Below are 19,699 nucleotides of genomic sequence, written 5' to 3' on the forward strand. Positions count from 1 at the left end.
AGGGAGGTCGCCCGTGGCCCTGATGCCCGTGTCCGACGCGCAAGGCCGCATGCTGGAGGGCGTCGTGCCGGTGCCGGCGGAGGTGGTGCCGCTCGCCGCCGCGGCCGGCCGCGTGCTCGCCGAGGACCTGTTCGCGCGGCGCACCCAGCCGCCGTTCGCCGTCTCGGCCATGGACGGCTACGCGGTCCGGGCCGCCGATCTCGCGCCCGGCTCGCCGCTGCGGCTGATCGGCGAGGCGGCCGCGGGGCACCGCTTCACCGGCGCGGTCGGCGCCGGGGAGGCCGTGCGCATCTTCACCGGCGCGCCCGTGCCGGAGGGGACCGACACCATCCTGATCCAGGAGAACGCGGAGCGCGACGGCCTCCTGATCCGCCCCACCCAGACCGAACCGGTCGGCCGGCATGTGCGGCCGGAGGCGCTCGACTTCCGCGCCGGCGACCGGCTTCTCGCCGCCGGCACCCGGCTCGACGGCCGGCGCCTGGCGCTCGCGGCCGCGGCCGACCACGCCACGCTGGCGGTCCGCCTGCGGCCGAAGGTGGCGCTTTTGGCGACGGGGGACGAACTGGTGCGTCCCGGCTCGCCCATCGGCCCGAACCAGATCGTCGCGTCCAACGGCTACGGCCTGATGGCGACCCTGGTCGACCACGGCGCGGAGCCACTGGACCTCGGCATCGTGCCCGACGACCTGGACCTGATCCGCGCGCGCCTGCGCTCCGCGTTCGACGGCGGGGCGGACGTGGTCTGCCTGCTCGGCGGCGCCTCGGTCGGCGACCACGACCTCACCCGTCCGGCCATGGCTGCCGAGGGTGTCGAGCTCGATTTCTGGAAGATCGCCATGCGGCCGGGCAAGCCGCTGATGGTGGGCCGGCGCGGGGCCGTGCGGGCGCTCGGCCTGCCGGGCAATCCGGTCTCCACCATGGTGTGCGGGCTCCTGTTCCTGACGCCGCTAGTGCGCGCCCTGCTCGGCGAGCCGGATCCCCTACCCCAGGCCGAGCCCGCGCGCCTTGCCGAGGATCTCCGCCCGAACGACCAGCGCCAGGACTATCTGCGCGCCCGCCTGTCCCGCTCCGACGACGGCGACCTTCTGGCGGCGCCCTTCACGGTCCAGGACAGTTCCATGGTGTCCACCCTCGCCAACGCGGACGCCCTCATCGTGCGGGAGCCGCATGCGCCGGCCGCCAAGGCCGGCGACGCCTGCCGGGTGATCCGCCTCGACCGGGTCTGACCCGGATCAGTCAGCCACGGAGAAGGGGCGCGGCTGCTCGCCGTTCCGCCAGCGCTCGAACATGGTCTCGTAGGCGCGCTCGATGGCGCGGGTGGTGCGCACCGTATCGAACAGCGGCGCGGTGGACCGCGCGGCGGCGAGCCGCTCCTTCAGGTGGTCGCACCGGCCCGGCTCGGTCGCGATCGCGACGGCGAGATCCTCGTAGCTCTTCAAGTCGGGCGTGATCAGGTCCGGCATGCCGACCGACTTCAGAAGGCTTCCGGCCACCCGGCCGACGAAGGTCCGGCCCGTGACCGTCAGCAGGGGCAGGCCGGCCCAGAGGGCGTCACTCGCCGTGGTGTGGGCGTTGATCGGCGCGGTGTCGAGGAAGAGGTCCGCCTGCCGGAGGCGGGCGAGGTGGACGTGGTTCTTCGCCGCTTCCGCGAAGATGATCCGGTCCGGGTCCATGCCGCGCTTCGCGGCCTCGGCCCGAAGATTGTCGCGGGCCTTGGGGCGCACCGACAGGAGCCACAGGACGGACCCGGGAACCCGGCCGAGGATGCGCATCCAGACGTCGAAGACGTCCGGCTTGATCTTGTAGGCCTGGTTCATGCAGGCGAACACGAAGGCGTTCTCGGGCAGGCCGAGGTCGGTGCGGGACGGCTTCCAATCGGCGATCGGCCGCGTGCTGTCGTTCACCTGGTAGCAACCCGGCAGGTAGACCAGGTTCTCCACATAGTGCTCTTGCTCCTCGGGCGGCACGATGTGCTCGTCCACGAGCGTGTAGTCGATGAAGTCGGCCGCCAGCGGACCCGGGTAGCCGATGTAGGCGACCTGGATCGGCGCGGCGCGGTAGGCCGCCACGTGCTCGCGCGCGTTGTGGGTATAGCCCTTCAGGTCGACCAGGATGTCGATCCGGTCCGAAAGGATGCGGCTCACGATGGCCTGGTCGGAGGCCTTCGAGCACTCGTAGAACGAGTCGAACGAGGCGATGACGCGCTGCCGCATCTCCGTGCCGTCGTCGATCCCGACGGAATAGGCGAAGGTCTCGAACCGGCTGCGGTCGTGCTGCTCGAAGAAGCCCGCCATGAGGAGGCTGGTCGCGTGCTGGTGAAAGTCGGCGGACAGGTAGCCGACCCGGATCCGGTCGCCCTTCGGGCGGGGCTCCACCCGCCGGTCCGAATGGTCGATCTGGCTGCCGATCCGGATCCGCTTGACGAAGGCGGCCGACTGGGCCGCCTGCTGGGCCGGCGTGCTCGGCAGGTTGAGGAACAGGAACGGCGGCGCGGGTCGGTCGGACTCCAACGGCATGGTCAGGAGCTTCCGCTCCAGGGCGTCGAGACCCGTCCACTCGCAGGCGTTGCACTTGGCGAAGTAGAAGGTCGCGCTCGGCAGCACGTGGTCGTCCGCCGCGCGCGCCCCCTTGCGATAGGCCTCCAGGCTTTCGGCCCAGCTCTGGCCGCGGTCCAGCACCTCCCCGAATGCGACCCAATGGCCGGCGTTGTGCGGGTCGAGCGAACACGCCTTGCGATAGTCCTCCTCGGATTCCGATTGCCGGCGCAGGTCGAACAGGACCGAGGCGCGCTCCCCGTAGAGCCGCGCGTGGTCCGTGACCCCCATGAGGGCGGAGTCGAGGATCGCCTTGGCGTCGTCGAGGCGCAGCGATCGGCGGAGCGCGAAGGCGTAATCGCAGACGCCCTCCATATCGAGGGGGGCCGCCACGACCGCCCGCTCGTAGGCGAGGACCGCGAGGTCCAGGTGTCCCGCGAGGTCGAGCGCCTTCGCCAGGGCTCGGAGCGAGATGGCCGACGACGGGTCGACGTCGACCGCCTGCATGTACCAGCCGACCGCGCCGAGGAAATTCCCCTTCACCTGCTCGCAGGCGCCGAGGCCGCGAAGCGCCCCGATCGCATGTCGCGGCGTGTGGACGAGCGACGTGAACAGCTCGGCCGCCGCGTCGGTCCTGCCCTGGCGGAAGTGTCGCTGCGCCTTGGCGAGGACCCGATCCGCCGCCGCGGGCGACAGGGCCCGCGCTCCGGCGGCCGGCTGCGATTCGATCGGTTCGAACGATGCTGACATGGCGGCGCTCCTCCGGCGGGGCCGGCGCGCGTCGCCCGAGAGCCCCGATAGATCGTTTCTCGCCGCACTGTCGCGAGGGCCGCTTGCGCGGGGCTGACGACGCCGGCGCGCGCCGAAGCCCCGATATCCGCAAAAGAACACGCCGGACGCGTTGGGCACGCTTGCAGAACGCAGGTAGAACATGCTAACCATGTTCGTGTTTTGTACCGACACCGAACCTAAACGACTCGCGCCGCATACTGCGGGCCGCTTGTTGAAAACCCGCCGCCTGGTCGCGCGAACGAGGGCCGTATGCTGACGCGAAAGCAGTTCGAGCTCCTGATGTTCATCCACGAGCGCCTGAAGGAGTCAGGTGTTCCGCCTTCGTTCGACGAGATGAAGGACGCCCTGGACCTGAAGTCCAAGTCCGGCATCCATCGACTCATCACGGCGCTGGAGGAACGGGGCTTCATCCGCCGGCTTCCCAACCGGGCGCGAGCGCTCGAGGTGGTGAAGCTGCCCGAATCGGTTCAGCCGTCGCCGGCCCGGCCGCGCCGCGGGTTCGAGCCGTCGGTTATCGAAGGCAACCTCGGCAAGGCGCGGCCCGCGCCGACGCCGGAGCCGACGTTCGAGCGCGACACGCTGCCCGTCCCGGTCATGGGCCGAATCGCCGCCGGCGTGCCGATCTCGGCCATCCAGAACCACTCGCACACGGTTCACGTGCCCATCGACCTCATCACCACGGGCGAGCACTTCGCCCTGGAGGTGCGGGGCGATTCCATGATCGAGGCCGGCATCCTCGACGGCGACACGGTGGTCATCAAGCGGTCCGACGTCGCCGACACCGGGGACATCGTGGTCGCGCTCGTGGACGACGAGGAGGCCACTCTGAAGCGCCTGCGCAAGAAGGGCGCCTCGATCGCGTTGGAGGCCGCCAACCCGGCCTACGAGACGCGGATCTTCGGGCCGGACCGGGTGCGCATCCAGGGCAAGCTCGTGGCGCTGATGCGCCGCTACTGACGGGGGCCGGCGGACGGGCTCGGCACCTGTTCGCCGTCCCGATCCGCTTTGCCATCCGGGGCGGGATGCCAGGGCCGCCGCGGATCGGAGATGGCCGCGTCGAGGGGCACCAGACGGAGCCGGCCATCGGGTCCGGCGTTTCGCCGCCGGCCTGATCGCGCCGCGTCCGCCGGCGGTCCTGCCGCCCCGTCTCCGGGCTCCACCGCATAGGTCCGCGCCCCCGTTGCGGCGAGATCCGTCCGGTCGATCACCGTCGTCAGCGCGCGGCACCATCGCGGCGCCACCAGGGGCGTCACCACGAGCCGGGCGGTGGCGCACTCGTCCGCGAAGGCGGCCGGTTGCCGGACGAGCGCGATCAGCGAGCGCCGGCCCGGCCTGCCCGGATCCGCCCAACCCGTGGCGGCGCCGCCCGCGGCATCCTCCTGTCGCTCCCCCTGCCCCGCGCCCTTCCGCCGCCTCCCAAGTTTCCCGGCAGCGGCTCTCCCGTCTTCCGCCAGCACGCATGCCTCGGCATCGCAGCGGACGCCGTCGGACAGCGTGTCGGTCTCCCGGGCCGGCGGCGCGCCTCGTGCCGCGAGCCACAGGTTCGTCTCGAACGCGTCCGCCCGGCCCAGCACGTGCAGGCGCCCGGACGGGTCGGCGTAGAGCACGCGGCGCCCGGTGCCGGAGACGACCAGATCGGGCGCGCGCTCCAGCGGCGCCAGAACCAGCCCGGCGGCCACCAGGGCGAGCCCCGCGAACCGGACCCTGCCGGTCCAGAGCATCAGCCAGAGGCCGCCCGCCACCATCAGGAGCGTGCCGGCAAGGCTCGGCCGGCCGAAGCTTCCGCCTCCCGGCGTCCAGTCCGCCACCATGACGGCGATCGCGATCATGATGTCGATGCCGAGCCCCATCGCCGGCAGCGTCCATCCGTCCAGCCCGAACGGCATGGCGATGGCCGACATCACGCCCGCCGGCATGATCAGGAAGGCGATCACGGGCGTCGCCAGGAGGTTGGACACGATCCCGAGCGGCGCCAGCCGGCCGAAGTGGTAGAGGGCGATCGGCCCGGTCGCGAGGCCGGCGATCAGGGAGGTGGCCATGCAGCCGAGCGTCCAGAGGCCGACGGCGGTCGCCACCCGGACGGCGAGGTTGACGTCGGGCGGATCGCCCATGGGCCGCGCCTCGCGCCAGCCCTCGTAGGCGGCGATCAGGGCCGCCACCGAGATGAAGGACATCTGCGCGCCCGGTTCGAGCACCGACACCGGATCGACGGCGAACACCACGAGCGCCGCCACCGCCACGAGCCGGAGCGAGAACGGCCGTCGGTCAACCATCACGGCCACGCACGCGAGGGCGACCATGGCGGCGCTCCGCACGGTCGCGACGGACATGCCGGAGACCAGAAGGTAGAGCCCCGCCCCCACCAGCGCCGCGCCCGCCGCCCATCGCTTCACCGGCCATTCCAGCGCCGCCCGCGGCCACAGGGCGACGAGAAGCCGGACCGCCTTGAACAGGCCGAAGGCCACGAGCGACATGTGGAGGCCGGAAATGGACAGCACGTGGGAGAGGCCGGAGACCTGCATGGCCCGGTCCGTCTCCGCGTCGATGGCGCCCCGGTCGCCCACCATCAGGGCGGCGGCGATCGCCCCCGTGTCGCCCGGCAGCGTCGCCCGCACCCGCGTCGCCACCTGCTGGCGCACGCTCTCCACCTCCGCCCAGGCGCGCAGCAATCCCGGAGCCGGCGGCGAATCCGCCCAGGGCTCGGGCGGCGCGATCGTGAAGCCGGTGGCGCCGATCCGGTCGAACCACGCGACGCGGGCGAAGTCATAACCGCCCGGATAGAGCGGCGGCGAAGGCGGCGCCAGCCGCGCTTTCAGGCGCACCGCCGCGCCGGGGCGCAGCAGCCCGTCCGGCACCGGGCCGCGCACGATCACCTGCACCCTCAGCGGCGCGCGCCCCCGGCGATAGGATTCCAGGTGGTGCACGGCCACGAGCACGCGGATCCCACGGCTCTCCCGGTCCTCTACCGCCATCAGGTGGCCGGCGACGACGCCGGTCCAGGGCCGGCCGAGGCGCGGCGCCTCCGAGAGGGCGGTGCTCGCCTCCGCCGCCAGCCAGCCGATCGCCCCGGTGGCGGCGGCCGCGAGGAGGAGCGACGGCCGGCCGGCACGATCCGCCCGGACGGCGACGGCGATCAGCCCGGCGGCCCCGGCGATCGCCGCGACGATCGGGACGGACGGCAGCGCGAACCAGAGCGCGATCCCCGCCATCAGGGCGACCGGCAGCCACAGGAAGCCCCGCCCCTCGGCGAGGTCGTGCTCGATCTCCCGCCTGGCCCGGTCGCGCGCGGCGGCGAAGCGCTCGCGCCACACGGACCGGCGTTCGCGCCGCCGCCGGCCCGGCGCCCGGTCCGCGCCCGCCCTCCTGGGGCCCCACACGTCGGCCGGGGTCAGTCCCGGTCCTTCGCCGTCACCGTCGAGACCGGCCGCTCGCAGCGCCACGCGGCTTCTCCGTCAGGGTCATCGCCTTTTGCGGCGTCCCGCGCATCGTGCTACAGACCCCTGCCTTTTCGGCCGGGGCGGACCGATGTCGGCCGCCTGCCCCGCCCGCCGCCGGATCCCTTGCGAGTTTTGCCTATGACCAAGCCCGTCGTCACGCGTTTTGCGCCGTCTCCGACCGGATTCCTCCACATCGGTGGCGCGCGCACCGCTCTCTTCAACTGGCTCTACGCCAGGCGGACCGGCGGCACGATGCTGCTCCGGATCGAGGACACGGACCGGGAGCGCTCCACGCAGGCGGCGGTGGACGCGATTCTCGACGGGCTCACCTGGCTCGGCCTCACCTGGGAGGGCGAGGCGATCTCCCAGTTCCAGCGCGCGGAGCGGCACGCGGAGGTGGCCCGCGGCCTCGTGGAGGCCGGCAAGGCCTACTACTGCTACTGCACGCCCCAGGAGCTGGAGGCCATGCGCGAGAGCGCCAAGGCCGAGGGCCGGCCGCCCCGCTACGACGGCCGGTGGCGCGACCGCGACCCGTCCGAGGCGCCCGCGGGCGTGAAGCCGGCGATCCGCATCAAGGCGCCGCTCGACGGCGAGACGGCGATCGACGATCAGGTGCAGGGCCGCGTCGTGTTCCCGAACAAGGACCTCGACGACTTCATCATCCTGCGCTCCGACGGCACGCCCACCTACATGCACGCGGTCGTGGTCGACGACCACGACATGGGCGTCACCCACATCATCCGCGGCGACGATCACCTGACCAACGCGGCCCGGCAGGCGATCATCTACGGCGCGCTCGGCTGGGACATCCCGGTGATGGCGCACATCCCGCTCATCCACGGGCCGGACGGCGCCAAGCTGTCCAAGCGCCACGGCGCCCTCGGCGTCGACGCGTACCGCGCCATGGGCTACCTGCCGGCCGCGCTCAGGAACTATCTCGTCCGCCTCGGCTGGGCTCATGGCGACGCCGAGATCCTCTCCACCGACGAGATGATCGAGCTGTTCGATCTCGCCGGCATCGGCCGCTCCCCCTCCCGCTTCGATTTCGCCAAGCTGGAGAACCTCAACGGCCACTACATCCGCTCCACCCCGGACGCGGAACTCGTCCGCCACGTGGAGACCGTGCTCGACCACATCGGCCCCACCGGCGCGGACCTCAAGGCGAAGCTCGACGAGGCGATGCGGGCGAAGCTGCTGGCCGCCATGCCGGGCCTCAAGGAGCGCGCGAAGACGGTGCTGGAGCTGATCGACGGCGCGCAATTCCTGTTCGCCGCTCGCCCCCTGCCGGTGGACGAGAGGGCCGCCGCCCTCCTGGACGAGACGGGCCGCTCGGCCCTCGGGGCCCTTCTGCCGCGCCTCGACGCCCTCCCCGACTGGTCGGCCGCCAGCACCGAGGCCGTGGTGCGGGCCTACGCGGAGGAGGCCGGGCTGAAGCTCGGCAAGGTCGCCCAGCCACTCCGGGCCGCGCTCACCGGCCGGTCCACCTCCCCACCGGTCTTCGACGTGCTCGCCGTGCTCGGCCGCGACGAGAGCCTCGCCCGCATCCGCGACGCGGCCTGACCGACCGCGGGCCGAGCGCCGTCACCCGGGCGCGCGGGCGCCCGGGCCGGACCCGTCGACCCGATCGGCACCGCGCCGGCGACGCAATCGGCACCCTGTCGGGTCCCGCGCCGAAGATCCGTGCGTGGGTTTACGCATGGCTGCCCGGCCGTCATGAGCCCTCGTCCACGGTTGACGCGGGCGCCGATCCGTCGATCATCTGACGCAGCGTCAGGCGGCGTCTCTCCTGTCCGAAACCGGTGCGCGGCTTCGACTTTTTGGGGCCGCCGGCATGGTCGCAATTTCCAAAGGTCAGCTTGCCGCACCCTGGTTTTTCCGCTACGCACAATGGCGTTCCCTCTCGGCGATGAGGCAGCTGACCTTTACGTCAACGTCAATTCAGGTCGCCGCACCTGGGTCAACCGACACCTTGGAGGTCCATCCGTATGAGCGAAACCAAAGCCTCCCTGACCACCGGCGAGAAGGTCATCGAATTCCCGGTCAAAGAGGGTTCTGTCGGGCCGAGCGTCATCGACATCTCCACGCTCTACGCCAAGACCGGACAGTTCACCTACGACCCGGGGTTCACCTCGACCGCCTCGTGCGAGTCGAAGATCACCTACATCGACGGCGACAAGGGCGTGCTGCTCTACCGCGGCTATCCGATCGAGCAGCTGGCGGAAAACGGCGACTTCCTGGAGACCTGCTATCTCCTACTCTATGGCGACCTGCCGACGGCGGCCCAGAAGGCCGACTTCGACATGCGCGTCACCCGGCACACCATGGTGCACGAGCAGATGTCGCGCTTCTTCTCCGGCTTCCGGCGTGATGCGCACCCGATGGCCGTCATGGTGGGCGTTGTCGGCGCGCTGGCGGCCTTCTACCACGACTCCACGGACATCTCCGATCCGCACCAGCGCATGGTCGCGTCCCTGCGCATGATCGCCAAGATGCCGACCATCGCGGCCATGGCCTACAAGTACTCGATCGGCCAACCGTTCGTGTACCCGAAGAACAGCCTCGACTACTCGTCCAACTTCCTCAACATGTGCTTCTCGGTGCCGTGCGAGGATTATGTGGTCAACCCGGTTCTGGCGCGCGCCATGGACCGGATCTTCATTCTCCACGCGGACCACGAGCAGAACGCCTCCACCTCCACGGTGCGGCTCGCCGGCTCCTCGGGCGCGAACCCGTTCGCCTGCATCGCCGCCGGCATCGCCTGCCTCTGGGGCCCGGCCCACGGCGGCGCCAACGAGGCGGCGCTCAACATGCTGGCCGAGATCGGCACGCCGGACCGCATCCCGGAGTACGTCCGCCGGGCGAAGGACAAGTCCGACCCGTTCCGCCTCATGGGCTTCGGCCACCGGGTCTACAAGAACTACGACCCGCGCGCCCGCATCATGCAGCGCACCACGCACGAGGTCCTGGCCGCCGTCGGCAACACCGACGACCCGCTCCTGCAGGTAGCCGTGGAGCTGGAGAAGGTGGCGCTGTCGGACGAGTATTTCATCGAGAAGAAGCTCTATCCGAACATCGACTTCTACTCCGGCATCACGCTCCGCGCGCTCGGCTTCCCGACCACCATGTTCACGGTGCTGTTCGCCCTCGCCCGCACGGTGGGCTGGATCGCCCAGTGGAAGGAGATGATCGAGGACCCGTCCCAACGCATCGGCCGCCCCCGCCAGCTCTACACGGGCGCGCCGGAGCGCGACTACGTGCCGGTGGAGAACCGCCGCTGACCGGCCTCGGCCGGAGCGGGATCCGAACATCGGAAGGGCGCCCTCGGGCGCCCTTTTTCATTGTCCTGGAAGGGCTTGGCGCCGGGTCCTCAGGCCCCGCCCGGGCGGGGCTTCAGCGGCCGGGCACGCGCCGGGCGGTGGCGAGCACCACGTCCGCCGCCGCGTCGCCGGGGCTGCGGCCGCCGGGCAGCGCCATGCGGGTCCAGAGGTCGCCGAGCGCTTCAACCTGCCGGGCGCGCTCCGCCGTGTCGGCGAGGAGCGGCGCGACGGCGGCGGCGAGCCCGTCGGCCGTCACGTCGGCGTCCAGGTGTTCGGGGATGACGTTGCGGCCGAGGATGATGTTCGGCAGCACCATGGAGCTCACCTGCGGCTGCCCGGTCGCCAGCACGATGCGCTTGACGATCCGGAACAGGGCGTCCAGCCGGTAGGCCACCACCATGGGCACGCCGGCGAGCGCCAGTTCCAGGGTCACGGTGCCGGACGCGGCCAGCGCCGCGTGCGCCCGCCGGAAGGCGGCGAACTTCGCCGCTTCCCCCGAGACGATCGTCGGGCGCACCGCCCAGGACGCGCTGCCGGCGGTGATCGTCTCCTGCAGGTGCGGCACCGCCGGGATCACGCACTCGAACCGCACGCCCTTGGCTGCGAGCCGGCCCACCGTTTCGCCGAACACCTCCAGGAGCCGGCTCACCTCGCTGTGCCGGCTGCCCGGCAGCACCAGGAGGGTCGGCGGGTCCGCGGTCGCCAAAGGCTGGCGCTCCCCGTCCGTGCCGAGCAGCAGGTCCGGCCGGTCGATCAGCGGATGGCCCACGTAGGTGGTGGTCGGCCCGCCGAGGCGGGCATGGATCTCCGGCTCGAACGGCAGGATGGCAAGCAGGTGGTCCACATAGACGGCCATCTTGCGCGCCCGCCCCGGCCGCCACGCCCACACGGACGGCGACACGTAGCCGACGATCGGGATGGCGCCGCGCTCCTTGCGCACGCGCTTCGCCACCTGGTGCGTGAAATCCGGGCTGTCGATGATCACCATCACGTCCGGATCGGCGGCCAGCGCGGCGGTCACCGTGGCGTAGACCCGCCGCACCAGGGTCGGCAGGCGGGCGAGCACGGGGCCGATGCCCATGACGGCGATGTCGTGGAGCGGGAACAGCGGCGCGAGGCCGAGCGCCTGCATGCGCGAACCGCCGAGGCCGCTGAAGCGCACCGAGCCGCCGGTGCGCCGGATCAGCGCCTCCATCAGCCGGGCGCCCAGCTGGTCGCCCGATTCCTCGCCGACCACCAGGAAGACGTGCAAGGGCCGGGAATCGGAGCTCATGGGGCCGGCTCGGGCGCGATCGGCGCGTCCGCGGGCGTCATGTCCAGGGTTTCGGCCACCAGGAAGACCCGGGCCGCGTCGGCGGCCGCCACCGTGGCGGCCCGGTCGACGATCATCACCCGGCCCGCCTCCACGGCGATGCCGGCGAGCCCGGCGTCGGCCACCAGCGCCACGGTCTTCGGGCCGACCGTCGGCATGTCCACGCGCAGATCCTGCTGGGGCTTGGCGGCCTTCACGAGCACGCCCTCCCGGCCCGACCACTTCAGCCGTCCGCGCCGGCGCAGGTCCGCGATCCGGCCGATCAGCTCGTCGGTTCCCTCCACGCCCTCGACCCCCACCACGCGGCCGCCGATGCCGACCACCGCCTGGCCGATGTCCAGGCTGCCGAGCACCCGCGCGGCCTCGAAGCCCTTGCCGATGTCCACGGCCTGGGAGGCGGACGGCCCGTAGCGGCCGATCTGGCCGACCGTCGCCACGAGGTCGGGCGCCACCGAATGGGCGCCGATGATCGTGTAGCCCCGATCCTCGAAGAAGCGGACGACACCCTTCAACACGGTGTCGTCGCCGCCGACCATGAGGGCGAGAATGCGCGGCAGGCTGAGGATGGCGCCGAGGTCCACCCGGATGGCGCTGAAGTCCGGCCGGCTGACCGACCCGGCGATGACGATGTCGCCCACCTTCTCGCGCACCAGGAGGTCGAACAGGCGGCCGATCTCGCCCCAGCGCACCCAGTGGTGCGGGAAGGCCTGGATGGCGTGGTCGGCCTCGCCGCGGATGCCGAACACCACCACCGGGCGGCCCGAGTCACGCGCGGCGGCCGCCACCGTGACCGGAATCGCCCCGCCCCCGGCGATGATGCCGAGGGTCGGGCGAGACGGATCGGTGGGCGCCGGATGCATCAGTCGTCGATGTCCTTCCCGCGAGGCGTGCAGAGCGCCCGGTCTCCCCCTTCCCGGATGAAGGCGATCAGCTTGTCCACCAGCGGCGTGCCGCCGTGCGCCGCCTCGAGGGCGTCCACACGGGCCGACAGCGCACCTTCGCTGGAGAAGAGCGTCCTGTAGGCGGCCCGGAGCGCGTGGATGTGCTCGCGCGGGTGGTTCGCGCGCTTCAGCCCGACGAGGTTCAGCCCGCCGAGGTGGGCGCGGTTGCCGAGCACCGTGCCGAACGGGATCACGTCGTTCTCCACGCCCGTCATGCCGCCCACGAAGGCGCCCTCCCCGATCCGCACCCACTGGTGCACGGCCGAGAGGCCGCCCAGGATGGCGTTGTCGGCGATGCGCACGTGGCCGCCGAGGGTCACGTTGTTCACCAGGATCACGTTGTCGCCGACGATGCAGTCGTGCGCCACGTGCGCGCCGACCATCAGCAGGCAGCGGTCGCCCACCCTGGTCAGCATGCCGCCGCCCTCGGTGCCGAGGTTCACCGTCACGTTCTCGCGCACCACCGTGTCGGCGCCGATCTCCACCCGGCTCGGCTCGCCGCGATACTTCAGATCCTGCGGCGCGTGGCCGATGCTGGCGAACGGGTAGACCTTGGCGCGCGGGCCGATCGTCGTCCGGCCGGTCACCACCACGTGGGAGTGCAGGACGACGCCGTCGCCGAGCACCACGTCCGGTCCGACCACGCTGAAGGCGCCGACCGACACGCCGGCGCCGAGAGTGGCCGCCGGATCGACGATCGCCGTGGGGTGTACTGCTGCCATCTCGCCTTCGTCTCCTTCGCGAACGCTCACTCGTCCACCAGCATGGCGCTGAGTTCCGCCTCCGCGACCTTCACGCCGGACACCTTCGCCTCGGCCGAAAACCACCACATATTCGCACGTTGCTTTGTTTTCTTCACATGGTACTCGAGCACGTCGCCCGGCTGCACCGGGCGGCGGAACTTCACCTTGTCGATGGTCATGAAGTAGACGAGCTTCGGCCGGCGCTCCATCGGGCGGGCCGCCACGCAGATGGCGCCCGCCGTCTGGGCCATGCCCTCGATCATCAGGACTCCCGGCATGACCGGCTGCTTGGGGAAGTGACCCTGGAATTGCGGCTCGTTCATGGTGACGTTCTTGATGCCGATCGCGGACGAGTCCCCGTCGATCTCGACGATCTTGTCGACGAGCAGGAAGGGATACCGATGCGGCAGCACCTCCAGCAGTCGCATGATGTCCAGGGCGGCGAGCGTCTTCGGCCCTTCGGCCGGGGACGCCTGTTCAGGGTTGTCGCTCACGTGTCGCTCTCTCTGCCGGATGCCAACTTCTGGAGGGTGGTCACTTCCCGCATCCATTCGCGGATGGGCTTGGCCGGAATGCCGCCGACCCGGGTGCCGGCGGGGATGTCGTCCTTGACGGCGGAGGCTCCCGCCACCTGGGCGCCGGAGCCGATCTTCACGTGGCCGGAGACGCCCGCCTGACCGCCGAGGGCGACGAAGTCGCCGAGGGTCGACGAGCCGGAGATGCCGGTCTGGGCCACGAGCACGCAATGCCGGCCGACCACCACGTTGTGGCCGACCTGCACGCCGTTGTCGATCTTGGTGCCCTCGCCGATGATGGTGTCGCGGTTGGAGCCGCGGTCGATGGTGGAGTTCGCTCCCACCTCCACGTCGTCCTGGATCACCACGCGGCCGATCTGCGGCACCTTCAGGTGCCCGGCCGGCCCCATGGCGAAGCCGAACCCGTCCTGGCCGATCCGCACGCCCGCATGGAGGATCACCCGGTTGCCGACGAGCGCGTGGGTGATGCTGGCGGTCGGGCCCACATAGCCGTCGCGGCCGATGCGGACGCCCGCGCCGATCACCGCGTTGGCGCAGATCACCGTGCCGCGGCCGATCTCCGCGCCGCGGCCGATCACGGCGCCCGCCTCCACCGTCACGGCGTCCTCCAGCCTCGCGTCCGGATGGATGTGGGCGGCCGGCGAGATGCCCTCCTCGCCGGTCACCCCCGGCGGCCGGGTCGCGTCCGGGAAGAGCGCCTGCAGCACCAGCGCCATGCCCCGATAGGGCGAGGGAGCCACGACCACGGCCGTGCCCTCCGGCGCGGCGCCGAGGTGCTTCTCCGCCAGGATCACGGCCGCCGCCGTGGTGGCGCGCAGCTGCGGCACATAGCGCGGATTGTCCAGGAAGGTCAGGTCGTCCGGGCCGGCCTGGTCCAACGGGGCGACCCGCGAGAGGCGCATCGCGCCGTCACCCCGGGCGACCCGGCCGCCGGCGAGGGCTGCGACCTCCTCCAGCGTGAGGGTTCGCACCGGCGTGAAGAATTGAGGGTCGGCCATCCGCCTCGTCCCTTCGCCAAAACACGGCACTCGATAGCGGAAACGCGCCGTCCGCTACGATGTTTCGCCGCCTTCTTTAAACAACACGGCCGCCGCGGTGAAGCGGCGGCCGTCGCACGGGATTGCGGGAACCCGGGATCAGAACTTGGTACCGCCGGAGAACCGGAAGATCTGCGTCTCGTCCGCGTCGTCCTTGGACACCGGCAGCGCGAAATCCGCGCGCAGGAGGCCGAACGGCGACTGCCACAGCAGGCCGAGGCCCACGGAGGCGCGCAGGGTCGGGTCGTCGCCGACCACGCTCACGCCCGGACCGGCGTCGTCCACGCTCTCCTGGTCCACGTCCCACACGGTGCCGGCGTCGGCGAACAGCGAGCCGTAGAAGCCGAACTCGCGGGGCACGACCGGGATCGGGAAGATCGTCTCGGCGGTGGCCGCCGCGTAGAGCTGCCCGCCCAGGAGGTAGCCGGAGGTGTCGTCGCGCGGGCCGATGCCTTCCGACGCGAAGCCGCGGATCGTCTCGCCGCCGAGGCGGAAGTGGTCCACGAACCGCAGGTCCTGGCCGATGCCCATGATGTGGCCGGCCTTGACGCCCACGTGGCCGATCATGCCCCAGTCCGGGATGATCTCCTTGTAGTAGTCGGCCTTGGCGGTGGTGCGCAGGAACTGCACGTCGCCGCCGACGCCGGCGAACTCCTGGCCGAACTGGGCGAAGATGCCGTCGCGCGGGAACAGGCGGCTGTCGATGGTGTCGTAGGTCAGCGTGTAGCCGATGGACGAGACCAGCGTCTCGCTCTCCTCGATGAGGTTCGGGCCGATGCCGTCCTCGTCGGTGAACTCGTCGTCGATCCCGAAGATCTCCTGGTTGTACAGGGAGTACTTCAGGCCGAGCGTGGTGTCCTCGGCCACCGGGATGCCGAAGCGCAGGGCTCCACCGGTCAGCACCTCCTCGTAGGGGTGCACGTCGCCGCTGCCCTCGTCATACGACCGGCGATAGAGGTCGAAGCCCGCCGAAAGGCGACGGTCGAGGAAGTAGGGCTCGGTGAAGGAGAGCTCGTAGGTCTCGGCCTCCTCGCCACGGCCCACCGCGGCGCGGACATACTGGCCGCGGCCGAGGAAGTTCTTCTCCGACAGCGACAGCTCGGCGATGAAGCCGTTGGCGGTCGAGTAGCCGGCGCCGATGGAGACCTCGCCGGTCGGCTGGTCCTCCACCTGCACGTTGACGATCACCCGGTCGGGCGAGGAGCCCGGCTCGCTGAACACGCGCACGGTCTTGAAGTAGCCGAGGTTGCGCAGGCGACGCTCGGCCTTCTCGATCAGCACCTGGTTGAACGCGTCGCCTTCCGCGAGGTCGAACTCGCGGCGGATCACGTAGTCGCGGGTGCGGGTGTTGCCGATCACGTTGATCCGCTCGACATAGGCGCGGGCGCCTTCGTCGACGAAGTAGGTCACCGAGATCCGGCGGTTGGCGTAGTCGCGATCGCCGCGCGGACGCACCTGCACGAAGGCGTAGCCGCGAGCGGCCACGGCCACGGTGATGTCCTCCAGCGTCTCCTCGACGGCGGTGGCGTTGTACACGTCGCCCGGCTTGGTGGTCGCGAGGGCGCGCAGCTCTTCCGGATTGATCTCGCTGAGGGTCGATTCGACGTTGATGTCGCCGAACGTGTACTGCTCGCCCTCCTCCACCGTGAAGGTGATGAAGAAGGCGTTCTGCTCGCGGTCGAAGTCGGCGACGGCCGAGACGATGCGGAAGTCGGCGTAGCCGCGGCTGTAGTAGAAGCGGCGCAGCAGTTCCTGGTCGGCGTTCAGGCGATCGGGATCGTAGTTGTCGGTGGACCGGAGCCAGCCGAGGATGCCCGACTCCTTGGTCTGGATCACATCGCCGAGCCGGCCGTCGGAAAAGGCCTTGTTGCCCACGAAGCTGATCCGGTTCACCTCGGTGCGCGGGCCTTCGTTGATCTTGAAGACCAGATCCACGCGGTTCTCGCCGAGGTCGATCACCTGCGGCTCCACCGTGGCGTTGTAGCGGCCCGTGCGGCGGTAGAGTTCCAGGATGCGCTGGGTGTCGGACTGCACCTTCGCCTGGGTCAGCACCGACCGCGGCTGCAGCTCGATGGTGGCGGCGAGGATCTTATCGTCGTGTCGATCGTTACCCTCGAAGGCGACGCGCGTGATCACCGGGTTCTCCACCACGGCGACCACCAGCGTGTTGCCGGAGCGGGAGATTCGCACGTCGGAGAAGAGCCCGGTGGCGAACAGCGTCTTGATCGATTCGTCGACGTCCGCGGCCGTGTAGTTCCGGCCCGGCTGGATGGTCAGGTACGAGATGACGGTGTCGGGTTCGACGCGGGTGGACCCGGTGACCGAGATCCTTGAAACGACCTCCGCGTGGGCCTTTTCCATGCCGACGCCCGGCAGATCCGCGCCAACGAGCGGCAGAACGCCGCCGAGCGCGACCGACAGGCCGACGACTTTGGTCCAGTTTTTCGCTGCGCGCATGAGATACTCAAACCCGTTGATCGCTTCAGAGGTCCGGATCGGAAAGCGGCGCCGGAGTCTCGACGTTCGGTTTTTACAGTGTTCAGGAAGACTGGCAAGGCGGGACGGCGCGTGAGACCCGTTTCTCACCAGACAGTTGCCGCCTCGCCACGGTGTTCCGCGGAATCGCCGGGTGCGGATCATCCGGCGGCCAACTGCATCAAATCGTTCCATGTCGCGAACACCATCAACGCCAGTACAATCGCGAATCCGACCCTGAACCCGTAGTCCTGCGCCCGTTCCGACAAAGGACGACCGCGGATGGCCTCGATCGCGTAGAAGACCAGATGGCCTCCGTCGAGCAACGGTATCGGGAAAAGGTTAAGCAGACCGATCGAAACCGATAGGATCGCGGCAAGGTTAATGAGCGGTGCAATTCCAAGCGTCGCCACCTGTCCGGACACCTGCGCCACCCGGATCGGGCCGCCCAGCTGGTCCGGCGACTCGCGCCCGATGATCACGCCCCACAGATAGTCGAGCGTGCGCGTCACGATGAAGCTCGTCTCCTTCACGGCCTCGCCGACCGCGCCCACGGGGCCGTAGGTCACCACGGTCACGTTGCGCGCCGTGTGCTGCAGGCCGAGCATGCCCACCCGGTGCACGTTGCCGAACCGGTCCGTGGTCTCGCGCCGCTCCGGCGTGGCCGTCAGCGTCACCGGCTGGCCGGCGCGCTCCACCACGATCGTCAGCGGCGTGCCGGCGCTGCCGGAAACCACCCGCTGCAGGTCGGTGAAGCTTTCCACCGGCGCCCCGTCGATGGACTTGATCAGGTCGCCCACCTGGAAGCCCGCCACCGCCGCGGCGCTGTTCTCCTGCACGCCGTCCACCGTCGGCGCCGACACGGGCTTGCCGGCCGCCATGAAGAGGCCGGCGAAGATCACCACCGCCAGGATGAAGTTGGCGATCGGCCCGGCCGCCACGATGGCGGCGCGGCGCGCCACGCTCTTGCCCTGGAAGGAGCCCTCGTGGTGCGCGATGGCGGCGTCGCGGTTGGGGGTGCTCGCCGCGCTCATGTCGTCGATGAACTTCACGTAGCCGCCGAGGGGGATCGCGGCGATCCGCCAGCGGGTGCCGTGGCGGTCGTTGAAGCCGACGATCTCCGGCCCGAAACCCACCGAGAAGGTGCGTACCGCCACGCCGCACCAGCGGGCGACCAGGAAGTGGCCCAGCTCGTGGAAGAACACCACGATGGTGAGCACGAAAAGGAAGGGGATCAGCGTTCCGAGCACGGAACCGCCGAAGCCGGTGATCATGTCCATCGTGGTCCTCCCGGATCCCGGCCCGCCCCGGGTGCCGCTAGGCCGCGGGCAACGACGAGGGATCTGACGAAATTCATTGCATCCGGCGCGCCACCTCGGCCGCCGCCAGCCGGCGGCCGGACGCGTCCAGGCTTTCGGCGTCGACGAGCGACGCGGGTTCCGCCATCATGCCCGCCCCGCGCGCCCTGGACAACGTATCGGCCACCACCGCGGCAATGTCCAGGAATCGGATCCGCCCGTCGAGGAAAGCCTCCACGGCGATCTCGTTGGCGGCGTTGAGCACGCACGGCGCGCCCCGCCCCTCGGCGAGCGCGGCTTCGGCGAGCGCGAGGCATGGGAAGCGCGCCCGGTCCGGCGCCTCGAAGGTCAGCGTGCCGAGCGCGACGAGGTCGAGCGGCGCCACCGGCGCCGGCCGGCGCTCCGGCCAGGCCAGGCAGTGGGCGATAGGCGTGCGCATGTCGGCCGAGCCCAGTTCGGCCAGCAGCGAGCCGTCCGTGTAGCGCACCAGCCCGTGCACCGCCGACTGGGGGTGGACGACGACGCTCAGCTGGTCCGGCCGAACCGGAAAAAGATGATGCGCCTCGATGAGTTCGAGGCCTTTGTTCATGAGCGTCGCGCTGTCGATGCTGATCTTCCGCCCCATCGACCAGTTGGGGTGCTTCAGCGCCCGCTCGGGCGTCACGCCAGCCATCTCGGCGAGGGAGAGGGTCCGGAACGGCCCGCCCGAGGCGGTCAGGATGATCTCCGCCACCTCGCGGATGTTCTCCGCGTCGAGCACCTGGAAGATGGCGTTGTGCTCGCTGTCCACCGGCAGCACGCGCACGCCGCGCCGCACCGCCTCGGTCATGAACAGGGTGCCGGCGGAAACGAGCGTCTCCTTGTTGGCGAGGGCCACCGCCTCCGCGGCGCCGAGCGCCGCCAGCGAGGGCGCGAGGCCCGCGGCGCCCACGATGGCCGAGACCACCAGGTCCGCCGGCCGCGCCGCCGCCTCCACGATGGCGTCCGGACCGGCCGCCGCCGCGACTCCCGTGCCGGCGAGCCGCTCCGCCAGCTCGCCATAGGCCGTCTCGTCGCCGATCACCGCCACCGCGGCGCCGACCCGGACCGCCGCCTCGGCGAGGGCCGCCGTATTGGACTGGGCGGTAAGCGCCACCACGTCGAACCGGTCCGGCTCCCGGCCGATCAGGTCCAGCGTGGACGTTCCGATCGACCCCGTCGCCCCCAGCACGGAGATCCGCAGCGGCCCCGACCGGGACGAGGGCGCGAGCGCGCCGGATCGGGGCAGGTGCATGCGTC

14 protein-coding genes are annotated in these 19,699 nt (G+C 70.9%); 4 read left to right on the forward strand and 10 right to left on the reverse strand.

Annotation, left to right across the window (positions count from 1 at the left end; genetic code table 11):
• The first annotated feature begins 13 nt into the window (after window positions 1–13).
• Window positions 14–1,225: a molybdopterin-binding protein gene (locus HND91_RS13605; RefSeq protein WP_181707112.1), complete on the forward strand. Its 1,212-nt coding sequence runs from the start codon at window positions 14–16 to the stop codon at window positions 1,223–1,225.
• A 6-nt stretch (window positions 1,226–1,231) separates the two neighbouring features.
• Here the strand turns inward: HND91_RS13605 and HND91_RS13610 are convergent, their stop codons facing one another.
• Window positions 1,232–3,283 carry an O-linked N-acetylglucosamine transferase, SPINDLY family protein gene (locus tag HND91_RS13610; RefSeq protein ID WP_181707113.1) on the reverse strand — a complete coding sequence of 684 codons (2,052 nt, stop codon included), beginning with the start codon at window positions 3,281–3,283 and terminating at the stop codon, window positions 1,232–1,234.
• Window positions 3,284–3,574: 291 nt separating this feature from the next.
• Between HND91_RS13610 and lexA the strand changes: the two genes are divergently transcribed.
• Entirely contained in the window at window positions 3,575–4,282 is a 708-nt protein-coding gene (gene lexA / locus HND91_RS13615) for a transcriptional repressor LexA (RefSeq protein ID WP_181707114.1), read from the forward strand.
• On the opposite strand, the gene HND91_RS13620 is transcribed toward lexA, so the two are convergent.
• Window positions 4,276–6,765, reverse strand: a complete 2,490-nt coding sequence (locus HND91_RS13620) for a ComEC/Rec2 family competence protein (RefSeq protein ID WP_181707115.1) — start codon at window positions 6,763–6,765, stop codon at window positions 4,276–4,278. The two genes, lexA and HND91_RS13620, sit on opposite strands and share 7 nt — an antisense overlap.
• 135 nt (window positions 6,766–6,900) lie before the next feature.
• Between HND91_RS13620 and gltX the strand changes: the two genes are divergently transcribed.
• Together gltX and gltA are read left to right on the forward strand one after the other, a co-directional pair.
• Window positions 6,901–8,322 (forward strand): glutamate--tRNA ligase, encoded by a 1,422-nt coding sequence (gltX, locus tag HND91_RS13625; RefSeq protein ID WP_181707116.1) that lies wholly within the window; start codon window positions 6,901–6,903, stop codon window positions 8,320–8,322.
• A gap of 425 nt (window positions 8,323–8,747) precedes the next feature.
• Window positions 8,748–10,040, forward strand: a complete 1,293-nt coding sequence (gene gltA, locus HND91_RS13630) for a citrate synthase (RefSeq protein WP_181707117.1) — start codon at window positions 8,748–8,750, stop codon at window positions 10,038–10,040.
• A 112-nt stretch (window positions 10,041–10,152) separates the two neighbouring features.
• Here gltA and lpxB read toward each other — a convergent pair whose 3' ends face one another.
• The 8 genes from lpxB to dxr all read right to left on the reverse strand — a co-directional run bounded on the left by lpxB (window position 10,153) and on the right by dxr (window position 19,694).
• Window positions 10,153–11,352 (reverse strand): lipid-A-disaccharide synthase, encoded by a 1,200-nt coding sequence (gene lpxB, locus HND91_RS13635; RefSeq protein WP_181707118.1) that lies wholly within the window; start codon window positions 11,350–11,352, stop codon window positions 10,153–10,155.
• On the reverse strand, window positions 11,349–12,251 hold the full coding sequence (locus HND91_RS13640; protein WP_181707119.1) for an LpxI family protein: 903 nt from the start codon (window positions 12,249–12,251) through the stop codon (window positions 11,349–11,351). The genes lpxB and HND91_RS13640 overlap by 4 nt, the downstream gene beginning before the upstream one ends.
• Window positions 12,251–13,054, reverse strand: a complete 804-nt coding sequence (gene lpxA / locus HND91_RS13645) for an acyl-ACP--UDP-N-acetylglucosamine O-acyltransferase (protein ID WP_181707120.1) — start codon at window positions 13,052–13,054, stop codon at window positions 12,251–12,253. The genes HND91_RS13640 and lpxA overlap by 1 nt, the downstream gene beginning before the upstream one ends.
• Window positions 13,055–13,080: 26 nt before the next feature.
• Entirely contained in the window at window positions 13,081–13,503 is a 423-nt protein-coding gene (gene fabZ, locus HND91_RS13650) for a 3-hydroxyacyl-ACP dehydratase FabZ (protein WP_246329483.1), read from the reverse strand.
• A 62-nt stretch (window positions 13,504–13,565) separates the two neighbouring features.
• Window positions 13,566–14,609, reverse strand: coding sequence for a UDP-3-O-(3-hydroxymyristoyl)glucosamine N-acyltransferase (lpxD, locus tag HND91_RS13655; protein WP_181707122.1), 1,044 nt, complete (start codon window positions 14,607–14,609; stop codon window positions 13,566–13,568).
• 138 nt (window positions 14,610–14,747) lie between these two features.
• Window positions 14,748–17,105: an outer membrane protein assembly factor BamA gene (bamA, locus tag HND91_RS13660; RefSeq protein WP_181707123.1), complete on the reverse strand. Its 2,358-nt coding sequence runs from the start codon at window positions 17,103–17,105 to the stop codon at window positions 14,748–14,750.
• Between the two features lie 179 nt (window positions 17,106–17,284).
• On the reverse strand, window positions 17,285–18,403 hold the full coding sequence (gene rseP / locus HND91_RS13665; RefSeq protein WP_181707124.1) for an RIP metalloprotease RseP: 1,119 nt from the start codon (window positions 18,401–18,403) through the stop codon (window positions 17,285–17,287).
• Between the two features lie 73 nt (window positions 18,404–18,476).
• The gene (gene dxr, locus HND91_RS13670; RefSeq protein WP_181707125.1) at window positions 18,477–19,694 is read right to left on the reverse strand and encodes a 1-deoxy-D-xylulose-5-phosphate reductoisomerase; all 1,218 of its coding nucleotides are present in this window, start codon (window positions 19,692–19,694) and stop codon (window positions 18,477–18,479) included.
• Window positions 19,695–19,699 lie beyond the last annotated feature (5 nt).

Origin of the sequence: Chthonobacter rhizosphaerae, from assembly GCF_013839525.1 — a bacterium.
Classification (GTDB): domain Bacteria; phylum Pseudomonadota; class Alphaproteobacteria; order Rhizobiales; family Pleomorphomonadaceae; genus Chthonobacter; species Chthonobacter rhizosphaerae.